Raw genomic sequence first — 14,272 nt, forward strand, 5'->3', positions numbered from 1 at the left:
GTTGGTGAATGAAAGTATGAATTGGTTTTCAGTTTATATTTAATTTTGATCATCTACTTATCAGTAAGCCCTAATTACCAAGGGCTACCAATCATTGTAAAAGCAGCCCAATAATAGGGATGGGATAAACTTTTATTAGTTCCTTTTAATTCTGGTGGTAAAGAAATATCACCTCTTGTACCTCTTAATTCTCCATTTGTTACATTTACTTTATCTTGAATCATCGCTATTTGTGCTTGTCTTAATGCTTCAGATTTAATTGGTACATTTCTTAATTTCTGATAAAATTCGTTCATTAATCCTAATGTTCCCTCATCACTAACATACCACAAGCTGGCTAAGGCAGATTTGACTCCAGCTTGTACTGCTAAACCCGCAAAACCTAATTCTACTTGTTCATTTCCTAATGCTGTCCGACAAGCACTTAAGACTAATAATTCGACTGGAGGATTTCTAAATCCTAAGTTACGAATTTGGTTAATTTTTAATTTTTCTGTTCCCCAAAATTGAATATATGATTGATTAGGATCTTTAATATTAAATTCTCCATGAGTTGCTAAATGAACTATTTGTGTAACTCTTTGTTGTCGTTGTTTTTGGAGATTATTAATGGTAAATTCTTGATTAATAAAATAGCGATTTTCGCCAAATTCTTTGGCTACTGTTGGTAATTCTATCTTAACTCCTGGTAAATCATCTTGATTAGAATTGGCAAAATCCGAAGCTCCCATGATTAAAATTTGCGAATTTTTTAAAGATTCGTAACGAGTATCCATTAAAGACACACTGGGAATTAGTCCCATGTTATATTTTTCGACTAGATAATTTTTACCATCGTATAAAGCTGCAAAGGGAAGCGATCGCAAGTTATTATCAACGGAAAACAATAAGGTATCTATTTTTTCTGCGGTTAATACTGCTTCGATAGGTGCAATGAGAGAATTATAAAGCTTTTTCCCAGACTGCTGATAACCAACACTAGAAAGGTCTGTAATTTGGTTACGGAAAGTTTTTACATCAGCAATTATTTGTTTTCTGTCGAATTTGACATTACGATGAATTGCTTTTCCAGCAGGTGTAATTACCACTAAGTCTAAAGATTCAGGTTGTGATATGATGTAAACGATCGCTGATTGCTTTCCAGTTTGTAGGGCAATTTTCTTTAAAGCTGCGCGGATAGTTTCTGCTGTTTGTGGTTGAGCATTAAGTTCTAATTTTTCTTGATAATATTCTGTATATTCTCCAGATATGAATTGTTCAATTGAAGAAACTGCACCTGCTATATCACCTTGAATAAGTTGGTTTGATGCCGTTTGCCGAAGAAATTCACTACCAACTAAAAGAGGTTTTAAATTAGTTACTTCTGTGCCAATTTGTGCAACATTATCGGCTTTATCAATAACTGGAGGTTCTATATCTTCTTCATTCAAGGAAAATAGGCGAATATTTTCTTGAGTGTAAGTTGATAAAACCGGAAGAGTTGGCATTATAGTATTATTAACACCAGATGTAATTGCTCCGGCTGTACCGTGAATATCAGCATTACCAATAATAAAAGGAAGTACACCTGGATGATATATAGTAATATCACCACCCCCTAAACCTCCAGCAGTAGAAATAGAGGCACTAATACCATTTTGATCAATAAATGTACCTGTAGAGCGGAACGTATCTAAGGCGATAATATCAACGTTACCACCAAAACCATTTGTTCCACCTTGAGTATTAATGGATGTAATAATAGTTGTAATTGGGTCAATTGTGACATTTCCACCGTTACCAATGCTAGAACTAGAATCTATTTGACCAGTAATAATTTGGTTTTGGGCTAAGATATTAATATCTCCTCCACCATTAGCAGAACTAGAGTTAAGATTATTTGTGGTAATGTTTTGACTAGTTAAAGTTATTTCTTGTCCGTTGGCAGTAATATTGCCTGTGGTAATATTTTGATTAGTGCGTAAATTCAAACCACTTTGATTTGTATTAAGATCGCCCAATGTTGTATTTCCGATGCCAAAAGTTTGGGTAATACTCGCAGCATTGATATTTTTGCCAGTGACATTAATAGCTTGATTAATAGCAAGATTTCCTAAAGTTAGATTATTGCCTAAGTCACTATTAAAATTGATATCACCACCTGCACTGAAACTCAGATCATAATTACCGTTGATGCTATTGGTGCTAATAGAGTTATCAGCCGTGAGAGTAGTATTATTAATGAGGTTAACGGTATCGTTGAGGTTAATATTTCCACCGATAGCTTGAATATTACCATTTAATTCAGTGAGACCAGATGCGTCAGTAGTGATACTTGCGGCGTTAACATTGGCGAAAGATGTTTTTCCACTACTATTAATATTTAAATCTCCGAGAGTTTCTATATTCCCAACTGCTTGTGTAAAAATAACGTCAGCACCACCAGCATTAATCGTCAAATTCTTATTACCATCAACTGTGTTATTGAAGGTGATCCCATTAGTGGTGATAGTGGAATTATTGGTAAAAATAACTGGGTAATTATAAGTTTGAGGATTAATGGTAGTAATATCTCCACCGATAAAAGTGGTAGCCTCAAAAGTGATAGCTGGGGTAGTGATAGAGTTATTTATAGCAACTGTACCAAACAATGGCGATCGCAATATCACCGGATCATTAAATATAAGATTATCTGCTAATGTAATTACACCGCTACTATCACTACGTCCAATGATAATTGAGTTAAAACCATCCTGAAGATTGCCTATTGCGGTACTGTTAAGATTAAAAGTTCCAATTGCACCATTCCCAAGACCAATAGTTGTGTTAGGTGTTAGAGGTTGAAGGGTTAAATTTCCTGTACCTTGCAAGCTAATATTAGTTAAATCGAGAGTATCTGTAGTGAGGGTAATATCTCCCGTTTGATTAATAATAGAAGAAAGTGAGCCTTCTCCATAAATTCCTAATTTGGTAGCAGGAGCAGTTCCAGTTAAGCTAATTTGACCTGATCCTGTGGATGTAATCTGTGTTCCTTGACGAAGTAAAACTGCATAATCTCCATTATTAGTTGCACTATCTCCATCAATTGTAATATTCCCTGTTCCACCTGTTGCAACTGTACTATTAAAGAACTCTACAGCAGTATTAACAGATCCTTGTCCAGATACTCCTGTGAACGTAATTGAGCCATTGTTGGATGTGATGTTACTATTTTGAACAAGAACTCCATCATTACCTGTATTTATTTCTTCTTGGTCTCCACCTTTTCCACTCAGAGTAATTTCTCCATTATTGGACTGTATCGTAGAATTATCAATAAAAATTCCTGCAAAATTTCCTGGATTTGTGCCAATTTGATTAGCATTCAAAACAATATTTCCGCTATCAGTTGTAATACTTGAACCGGAATAAATGTTAATGCTACGAGTCGTATCTAGGTTAATATTTCCAATTCCGGTAGTTTCTAATCCACTACTATTAACCAGAAAAATATCATCCCCGGTGAAGTTAATATTTCCGTTGTCAGTTGTAATCCTTGAACCAGAATTTAGGGTAATACTTCTGTTGGCATCAAATTGAACATTACCTGTTCCTGTTGTGGAAATAGCCGCATTAGAATTAATATCTTGACCTGCTAGAGTAATCTCACCACCACTACCACCAGTATTAGAAACTGCATTTAGATTTCCTGTATTGATTGTTCCGGTTGTTGAGAGGGAAATATCACCACCATTACCGTTAAATTGAACCGTATCAGTGGAACTAGAATTTAATGTGCCAGCACTTGTATCAATATTGCCAGTTCCCGTTACTTCTAGAGTAATATCGCCCCCATTATGCAAACGGGAGGTAGATAATATATCACCTGTATTGATGTTGCCATTAGCGGTTGTAAGGGTAATAGCACCACCTGATCCATCATTATTAGCCCCTGAGTTGAGACTGCCTCCGGTAGTATTGATATTGCCATTACCACTATTGACGGTGAGGAAAATATTACCGCCTTGAGATCCAGTAACTGTTGTATTTGAGAATGTTATGATATTTCCTGTGGTAATGTCTCCATCTTGAGTGAAGACAAAAATAGTTCCTCCAGAACCATTTATAGCGGAGGCATCGAGAGTTCCACCTGTTGTATTAATGCTGCCTGTGCTACCTGTGGTATTTAATGTAATGTTTCCGGCTGTACCAAGCCCATTGAAGATTTCGGTTTTTAACGTCCCAGTTGTAATATTACTTCCACTTGTAATTTGAATTGCTCCGCCGTTGATATTACTACCAATTAAGTCAACTGAAGTATCAATCTCACCTGTGGTAATGTTGCCTATTGCATCGAGAGTAACTGTCCGACTGGAGTTGAAGATATTCCCACTGTTAATACCTCCAATACCTGCCAAAAGTGTGATAGTTGCATTATCAGATCCAGTAAGTGTAAAACCTGTGGAGTTGATAGAACCTAAAGGCGATCGCACTGTTATAGGATCATTAAATGTTGTATTACCCGCAAAGGTAACTGCACCACTACTATCAGCCCGTCCAATGGTAATAGAATTAAAGCCATTAGTAAAACTTGCTAATTCTGCATTATTGAGAAATGTGGTATTTGCCGCTCCACCTCCACCAATTGTCATTCCTAAATTGACAGATAGAGGCTGAATCAGTAAATTACCTGTACCTGAGAAGGAATTATTACTTGGATCAATATCTGTTGTATCTGCTGTCAGGCTTAGATTCCCAATTCCTGAATTAATATTCACTGCAAGAGCAGAAAAATCTACTGAATTTGTACTATTTGCGGAGAGACTTAAATTTCCCCCTCCTGAATTGAGGGAAACACTCTCTAAGAAAATACCATCCCCATTCACACCGTTACCAGTTAGAGTAAGACTTCCTCCTCCTGAATTAATATTTGCTCCTTGGATGAAAATTCCAGTTCCATCACTTGTACCATTCAGAGTAATATTTCCTCCACCACTGGAAATGCTGGAGGAGTAGTCAATGCTAATTGCCGGAAACTCAGTAGCATCATTATTAATTCCTGTCAGGGTAATATTCCCACCACCTGAATTAATTGTTACTGCTTCAAGCTCAACACTGGAATCAGAAGTAGCCCCTCCTCCCTGTAAGTTAATGTCGCCTCCGTTGGTAATGAGGCTATAATTTAAACCATCTTGAATTGAACCAATACCATTATTCTCAACGTCGGCAATAATATTTAAACTACCGCCATTGGTTGTGATATTATTCAAAAGAATATAATCACGAGCCTGTGCAGTTAAGCCCACACCGGGCTGAGTGATGTTAATTCCTGTTTCAAACCAAATACTACCTTCTGCTTGCAGGATGACATTGCTAGTAGCATTATTAATCAAGTCAGCATTAATGTTAGAACTTATTCCGTCACTATTGGGATTACTAAAAACAGAGACATTAGCAAGAGAAGCACTACCACCGGCAGCAACTATATTAATATCTGTAGGATCTAGTAGGAGCGTTCCTAAATTTCCGTTAACTGCAAAGGTATTAACCTGACCATTAAAATCCAAAAACTCTTTACCGGATACTTCGACAAAACCGCCATTACCGCTTGTTGAACCACCTTGGGCGTTAATATTTCCATAGAATCGAGTGGTGTTATCTGCCCAAAAAATAACTTTACCACCATCACCATTAATTAAGGCATCAGCATTAATTGTTGAGTCGGAATTAACAAAGGTAAATTGTGAATTCGGTACTGTGCCATTACCTTGATAATCTCCACCGATTAAGACAGTACCACCACCATTTGTACCAGAGGCGTTAATATTACCGTCAATTACCCCAACTTTTTCGCCTAAAACATTGACTTTTCCACCAGTTTGACCAGAAACATCAATATTCCCGGAGGCTATAGTTGTTCCCCCATCAGCAGGTACAATTACCCCAGAACTGGTTAATACTACCTCTCCATTACTATCAACTGTTACCCCAGTAGCTTGACTGACATTGCCTCCTGTCAATAATTCTGGTAAAGAAAGACCAGTAATATTACTTGGTGCAGAAGTTTGTGTAGGGTTAACTTCTAAACTTAGTAAATGTCCTGGTTGAGAAATTTTAACTAAACTTGTACCAGGAACTGAGGCAATAGTAATATTGCCCTCTGGTGCGGTGAGAGTTCCCGTACTAATGACATTACCGCCAATTAAAGAGAGATTTTGCCCAGTTCCTACTTGCAAAGAACCGGTATTAATAATACTTCCTGGTTGATTAATATTAAAAGCAAACTGACTGGGATCTCCCAGTAATGTCGCATAATTATTTAAACCAGTAGCATTAAACCAAAGGTTATTACCAAAGCCAATGCCTGTAGCCGTTGTAGCGGTAAAGTTAGCAGGTACATTTAATTGAGAATTTGCACCAAAAATTATGCCTGATGGGTTGATTAAAAATAGATTAGAATTAGCACCTGTAACTTGGATTAAGCCATTAATTATAGAAGCATCACCGCCAACAACACGGCCGAGAATATTTTTAATTTGCGGATTTGATAAAAAATTAGCAATTTCGTGCTGATTTAGACCAAATTGGGTAAAACTGTGAAAAAGATTGATTTGATCTTGCGAAAGTGTCCCACCAGTGATGTCAATTTGATTACCATTCTGGTTGATAACTGTTCCTGTCCCGTCGGTAGCTGAAGTTACAGATTGGGCTTTTACTGATTGTGGGAATAGACCCATTAATAGTATTCCCAATAACAATAATTTTTTCCGTAAAGATATCATTATTTTACTACTCTATTGGCACTGAATTGTACTGGTGAGATACTTGAAATCCAATGCGGAAATAATACCAAAATATTACCGATTTTAAAAAATAGCTATAAATCTTGTTACATAAAGACTGCAAAGATTTATGGATAAAATTGATTGAAAAGTTTACAGGCTCACTTACATCCTCTTTAGACTGTTAATCTTGCGAGAATGCCACGTACCACAATTCCCACGCAAAAGGTACAAGATATGAGTAATATAAAATAGATATTCGTTCTGCATCGCAGACAGTAAATCTCTACTTACTATTCATCAAACCCCTTGGAGTTAGTTCTATGTTGACTTTAAAAATCGCTGTTTATATTGTTGTAGGCTTGTTTGTAAGCATTTTTATATTCGGGCTTTTATCTAATGACCCAGCCCGTAACCCTGGTCGCCGGGATTTAGAATAAAAATACAACAGATCACTCCTAGCGGCTGGAAGGTAGAAACAGGCTAAGATATAATTCAACCTTCCGGCTATGTTTTGTTTTTTGGTCGGCTTGATTGCCTTAAACTATGTTTCATCCAGTATTGCCGCCTCAGCGACCTCCAACTCTTGAATCATTAAAACCAGTTCATCATCTTACTGCTGATGCTGTTGTCAAGGTTGAAGCTGATGAACAAAAATTCATCGTTGACAGTAAAAACCCGGATCATCAGCATCAGTCAAGTACCAGCTTAGTCAATGCAGATGATGTGACGAAAACTTTTTCGCCATTATCTCCACCAGAAAACTTAGCTCCTGAATTTTCACCAGCCTCTCTTCAAGTTGCAGATAGAGTTAGTAATATTACAGGCAACCGGCAAATTTTAGCAGAAGCACCAACCCCCCCAGCAGAACAAAGTCATGTGAATTTACAGGAATCGGGGGGAAATTTTTCTCTGTCTGTTGGTGAAAAGACACCTGATTTACCACCAATACAAAATATTATTGAGTTTAAACTGCGTGATTCCCAAAATCAACAGTTAACACCTAGCAACCTTGAAACACCGCCTCTACAAGTTTTACCGGCGCAAATCCAGGGAAATATAACTCCCGGAAGAGAGAGGGTTGTGGAAGTTGTTGCCGATCGCCAGGAGTATGATGAGATTAGACAAATTGTTACTGCTGAAGGTAACGTTGTCGTCAGATTTGATGGAGCAGTGATTGATGCCGATCGCCTGCAAATCAATTTGGAGAATTTGATTGCGGTGGGAGAAGGTAATGTTGCTTTAACTAGAGGAAATCAGATATTACAAGGACAACGTTTTACCTATAATTTTATTCAAGATAGTGGGGATTTGGAAAATGGGAAAGGTGAACTTTATATCCCCACCACGGAAACAGATTTTGCTTTTACACCTACGCTACCTACGGATATTACAGCAGGTGGTGTACCGAGTCGCCCTTTGAGTAATCGGGTTCGCGCTAATCAGCCTGTTGCTGGTGTTAGCAGTCCAGGAGGAATAGAATTTAGTGCTAGTGGTCAGTCAGATGCGCGGAATGTCGCTCCGGCTAAATCTGGTGGTGTTGTGAAGCGGTTACGATTTGAAGCCGAACGGATTGAATTTTATCCACGAGGTTTTCAAGCGCAAGATGTCCGAATTACAAATGATCCTTTTTCACCCCCTGAACTAGAAATAAGAGCAAATAAAGTCACGGTGACGCGGGAAGCACCGTTAATAGATAAAATTAATACTGAGCGTCAACGGTTAGTTTTTGATCAAAATGTTACTATCCCTATTCCTATTAGCAGTCGGACAATAGATCGTCGGCCGCGACAGGTAAATCCGGCAATTGTCTCTCCTGGTTTTGATAATGGTCAACGGGGTGGTTTGTTTGTAGAACGCAGTTTTGAACCGATTAATACAGATCAGACCCGTTTGATTATTACACCCCAGTTTTATGTGCAGAAGGCTTGGGACGATAGCCAGAATTTGGCCAGTTTATTTGGTGTGAATACTAAGCTGAATGCTGTTTTAAGTCCGAAAACTGTTCTGGAAGGGACGGGGGAGTTAACTAGCTTTGATCTCAATGATGTAGAAAATAATTTGCGCGGAAGTTTGCGGTTAAGGCAACTTTTAGGAGATGTGAACCCGCATACATTGAATTTAGAATCTAGTTACCGCGATCGCCTCTATAATGGTAGTCTTGGCTTTCAAACTGTACAAGCTAGTGTTGGTGGAGTCATCACTTCCCCAATTATTCCTTTAGGCAAAAGTGGTATCAATCTTAGCTATCAAGGCGGCGCTCAGTATATCGAAGCGAATACAGATCGTCAAGATTTACTCTCCCCAGACCGAAAAAACGATCGCATCTCTCTAAGTCGTCTGCAAGGTAGTGTGGCGTTAAGTAGTGGGATCAGTTTATGGCAGGGAAAACCCTTAGCAGCTACAGCAGAAGCTGGATTAAAATATACACCTAATCCTGTAGTTCCCTATTTGCAAGCGATCGCAGGTCTAACCGGAACTACTAGCTATTACAGTAGCAGTGACAACCAAAGCACTTTAACTGCTACTATCGGTCTGATCGGACAAATTGGGAATTTTTCTCGCCCTTACTTAGATTATACAGCCTTTAATGTTAGCTACTCCCAAGGAACTAACAGCGGTTTATCACCCTTCCTTTTTGACCGTTCTGTTGATAACAAAGTCCTAAATGCTGGCATTTCTCAACAAATTTATGGTCCATTCCGGTTAGGATTGCAAACATCTGTCAACCTCGATACTGGCAAAGAAACCAGCACTGATTATATATTAGAATACAGTCGTCGTACCTATGGTATTACTCTCCGTTATAATCCTGTACTAGAATTAGGTGGTTTTAGTATCCGCATCAGTGATTTTAACTGGAATGGTGGCACAGATCCATTCTCTGCTGGAGAGCTTAAACCAGTTGTTGGTGGAGTCGTCCGTCAAGATAATTAATTTCTTTCTTCTCCTGACAACTGACAACTGACAACTGACAACTGGCAACTGACAACTGACAACTGACAACTGACTTAAAGAATGTGCTGTAAATTTAATGGTAAAGTAACTGTAAATGTCGTGCCAACATTGATTTTACTTACCATATTAATTTGTCCTTGATGGGCATCAACACATCTTTTAACAATTACCAAACCTAGTCCATTACCTTGAATTGATTCAACATTAGAAGCCCGATAAAAAGAATCAAAAATTTTATTTTGGTCAGATTCAGGAATACCAATTCCTTGATCTTGAATTTCAAAAATTGCTAATTCATTTACATAATCACAAATAAGTTCAAACCGAATCTTACCATTTATTGGTGAATACTTAATTGCATTAGAAAGTAAATTTCTAAATAAGTGATGTAATAATCTTTCATCCATCACCGTATTTGTATTCTGACTATGACAATTAAAAATTATTTCATGCCCGCTATCTTCAATAAGTTCAAATTCTTCAATTAGTTCTTGACAAAATTTTTCTAAATTAACTGATTCAGGATTATAAATAAGTTTTCCTGCCTCTGATTTACCCATGAATAAGACATCTTTCATGAGTTTTTCCATTGATTCTACAGCACCATAGATGCGTGTTAAATATTTAGTTCTTTTGTCATCTGTTAAATTATTACCTTGGAGTTCTATTAGCTCGACTGCGGTTTGAATTACACTTAAAGGATTGCGGAACTCATGGGAAACAGTAGAAATAAATAAAGATTTAAGTTGATTGAGTTCCTGTTCTTTTTTTAAAGCCTTTTCTAAAGATTCTCTTTGACGACGTTCGCTTAAATCCCATAATACAAGCACAACACCACTAATTTCATGAGGTCTTCGCATCAACAAAGAAGCACTATTACCTATGGGTAATTTTGTGCCATTTTTAGTAATTAAACAAGCAAATTCTCTTAAATGCAAAGCCTGTTTTTCTCGCAAGACTTTTGTCACAGGATTTTCTATAATTTCACCTGTAACTTCATCAATAATTTTAATAACTTCAGATACATTATTACCAAGAGCTTCTGTTTCTTGCCAACCAGTGATTTTTTCAGCAGCAGGATTAATAAATGTGATTATTCCCTGTTCATTAGTAGCAATAACAGCATCACTCATTGAATTTAATAGAGTTGCTAATTGATCTCTACTTTCCCGCAATTCACATTCTAGTTTGTGTTTTAACAAAGCAATTTCTATAGATATACGTAAATCTCTACTCGTAAATGGTTTAACAATATAACCAAAAGGTTGGGTAACTTTTGCCCGTTCTAAAGTTTGTTCATCACCATAAGCAGTTAGGAAAACTACAGGTATATCTAATTGTTCATGAATATAATTAGCAGTAGCAATACCATCCATATCACCTTTGATAATAATATCCATTAAGATTAAATCAGGATGAGTTTCTAAAGCATGGTTAATGGCCGATTGTCCAGAAGAAGCTTTAGCTGTAACTATATATCCTAATTGATTAAGTTGACTAGCAATAGTTCTAGCCAGAATTACTTCATCTTCAACTACTAAAATTTTAGCTAAACCCATTTCTTATTTATTCATGCAAAGTGAATTGTGAAAATTGAATATTAAATATAGTTCCTTGATTACGTTCTATCGTGATAGAACCTTCTAGTTGTTCAGTAACTAAATCATAAACTAAAGATAATCCTAAAGAAGGAGTAGTATGCCAATCTATATTATCAGCTAAACCAATCCCATTATCTCGAATAATCATCTGAATATCCCGATTATTGTTATGTAAGCTAATACTAATTTCTCCTGATTCTTGATTGGAAAAAGCGTGTTTTAAAGCATTGGATATTAATTCATTGATAATTAATCCACAGGCAATAGCTTGATCAACATTTAAAATAACTGAATTAATATCAGTTTTTAAGCTTATTTGACCAGGTTCTATTTGATAGGATATAAGTATCCCTGTCACCAGACTATTGATATATTCTGCAATATCAATTTTACCAATATTAGGATTAGTATATAAATTTTTGTGAATTAAAGATATTGATTCAATACGATTTTGACTCTCTTGGATAGCTTTGAGAATTTGTGGATCTTTAATTGTTTGTGCTTGGAGGTGTAGTAAACTAGAAACAATTTGTAAATTATTTTTAACGCGATGGTGAACTTCCTTTAATAAGATTTCTTTTTCAGCTAAAGCACTTCTTAGCTTTATTTCTGCTTGTTCTCGATGTAGAATTTCAATTTGGGCTTGTTGTAATATGTTAGATTGTTGAATAGCGATCGCAATTTGTACCGTTAATTGATCAAGTAAATCTAATTGATGTTCTTCCCATTCCCGAAAGTTAGCACATTGATGAGCAATCAGCAACCCCCAGGGGGAAGAACCTATATTGTTCTCATTCACTTCTAGTAAAATGGGGACAACTAAATTGGCTTTGACTTCAAATTGTTCTAAAAGTCGAATATGACAATCAGTTAAACCAGCTTGATAAATATTAGAAATTGCCCGGTTATATCCTTGATAATAATTTGATATTCCCCTTGATTGGAAACAAGAGTCATGAATTTTAGTACCCAAAGAAACTGTCCACTCAGATAATACAGATTCCGCCATAATTTCACCACTCATATCTGGTGCAAACTGATAAATTACAACCCTATCAACCTGTAATAAATCTCGTACTTCTTCAACAGTTGCATTGAGAATATCTTGGAGATTTAAAGATTGGTGAATTCGCTCAGAAACCTTTCGCATCAATTTCTCGCGTTCAGCTTGAGCTTTTAACCTTCTTTCATTTTGCTTACGTTCTGTAATCTCTTGGCCAATACCGATAGTGTGTCCATTGGGTAGTTTCACATTAGTCCAAGATGTATCAATAATAGAACCATCTTTTATATGAGTTATAAAATCATGCCAAACAGGTTGTCCAGACTGAATAAATTCAATCACTTCTTGACGATATTCTTCATTAGGATAGAATTCGGACAAAATATTACGACTTTGAAAATCTTGCAAAGAGTATTTTAGAGTTTCTTCAAATTTGTGATTGACCCAGTGAACATCATAATCAGCACCAATGAGGGCAATCATTAAAGGAATATTCTGAAATATGGACTGTAAAAACTCATTTTGTTCTTGAAGTTTAACTTCCGAGTTTTTACGCTCAGTAATATCATTAAATAATTGTAATACCGCTGGCTCATTATTATATTTTAAATATCGCCAATATGCAATTACCCATAAATTAGTACCATCTGCTTTATGTAATTGAATTTCATAATTATGCAAAAATCCGTCATGATTAAATTCTGTTAATAACTTATTCCAATCAGATTTATTGTGATATAAGTCGGAAATTTTTGTTTGTAATAAATCATCTGGAGAAAATTGAAATGTGTGTAAAAATTCTGGATTAGCATATATAATTATGCCATCAGACACACGAGAAATGACTAAAGGAATAGGAATTGCTTGAGAAATTACGCGAAATCTAGCTTCACTATCTTGCAGTTTTAATTCTACTTGTTGACGCGCACTTAAATCACGTATATAAACTAGTACAGCATTTTGATTACCATAATTAATATTATTACAAATAATTTCTATAAAAATAACCTTTCCATCTTTATGAATATGTCGCCATTTTCCATAATTACATAATCCAGAACGATTTCTAGCAACATAAGCCAGCAACATAGGCATATCTTCCACTGGATGAATGTCAATAATCCGCATTTGTAAAAATTCGGATTTTGAGTAACCATAATGAGTTGTGGCTGCTTCATTGACATCTAAAAATTGTAGTGTATTACAATCATAGATCCACATAGGACTAGGATGATGAGTAAATAGTAGCTGATAATTCCATTGACTATTTTCCAGAAATTTCTGTTGGTGTAAATCTAAAAATCTGATTACTTGTTTAGCCAAACTTTTTAAAGCTTTTTTTTCTTTAAGACTCAATGTACGAGGCATATTATCCATAATAGATAACGTTCCTAGAGCAAACCCATGGGCATTAATTAGGGGAACTCCTGCATAAAATCGGCAATAGGGATTAGAGACAACAAGAGGATTATTTGCAAATTTTGGATCTTGTAAAGTATCTGGAATAATAAAAATTTCTCTTTCCAAAATAGTATAACTACCAAAAGCTAAATCACGGGGAATTTCCGAGATAGCTATTCCCACTTTTGACTTAAACCATTCTCGCTGTTCATCAACTAAACTAATCAAAGCAATTGGTGTTTCACAAATATCTTTGGCTAGTTGAGCAATTTCATCAAATGCTGTCTCCGGTGGGGTGTTTAAAATCTGATATTGATTCAGTAATTTTAGGCGTTGACGTTCATTATTAGGTAAGAGCATAATTTTTATGTATGATTTAAGAAACTATACAAGTAAGTATTTATAGCACGAATTATTTAAGTTATAGTATCAAAATTACTTTATAAAAATCTAGCTAAAGATAGATGACAATATATAAATTATATCAATAAAGATTATAGAGCATGAAATTATATTAGGACTTACGCACAAGTCACGAAAGAACGAACCACGAAGGAACGAAGGACACG

Annotated in this window: 5 protein-coding genes; 2 read left to right on the forward strand and 3 right to left on the reverse strand. The window is 36.0% G+C overall.

Annotated elements, in window-relative coordinates; genetic code table 11:
• Positions 1–74: 74 nt before the first annotated feature.
• Complete coding sequence (locus FJR04_RS03010; protein WP_168491692.1) at positions 75–6,740, reverse strand: CHAT domain-containing protein; 6,666 nt, start codon at positions 6,738–6,740, stop codon at positions 75–77.
• Positions 6,741–7,063: 323 nt separating this feature from the next.
• Between FJR04_RS03010 and FJR04_RS03015 the strand changes: the two genes are divergently transcribed.
• Together FJR04_RS03015 and FJR04_RS03020 are read left to right on the forward strand one after the other, a co-directional pair.
• Positions 7,064–7,180, forward strand: a complete 117-nt coding sequence (locus tag FJR04_RS03015; protein ID WP_168491694.1) for a photosystem II reaction center protein I — start codon at positions 7,064–7,066, stop codon at positions 7,178–7,180.
• Positions 7,181–7,286: 106 nt separating this feature from the next.
• Positions 7,287–9,677 carry a DUF3769 domain-containing protein gene (locus FJR04_RS03020; RefSeq protein ID WP_168491696.1) on the forward strand — a complete coding sequence of 797 codons (2,391 nt, stop codon included), beginning with the start codon at positions 7,287–7,289 and terminating at the stop codon, positions 9,675–9,677.
• A gap of 74 nt (positions 9,678–9,751) precedes the next feature.
• On the opposite strand, the gene FJR04_RS03025 is transcribed toward FJR04_RS03020, so the two are convergent.
• Together FJR04_RS03025 and FJR04_RS03030 are read right to left on the reverse strand one after the other, a co-directional pair.
• A complete protein-coding gene (locus FJR04_RS03025; protein ID WP_168491698.1) occupies positions 9,752–11,257 on the reverse strand; it encodes a hybrid sensor histidine kinase/response regulator in 1,506 nt (501 codons plus the stop codon).
• A 7-nt stretch (positions 11,258–11,264) separates the two neighbouring features.
• Positions 11,265–14,063: a PAS domain S-box protein gene (locus FJR04_RS03030; RefSeq protein ID WP_168491700.1), complete on the reverse strand. Its 2,799-nt coding sequence runs from the start codon at positions 14,061–14,063 to the stop codon at positions 11,265–11,267.
• Positions 14,064–14,272: the final 209 nt, after the last annotated feature.

This window comes from Anabaena sp. UHCC 0204 (genome assembly GCF_009711975.1).
Lineage (GTDB): Bacteria > Cyanobacteriota > Cyanobacteriia > Cyanobacteriales > Nostocaceae > Dolichospermum.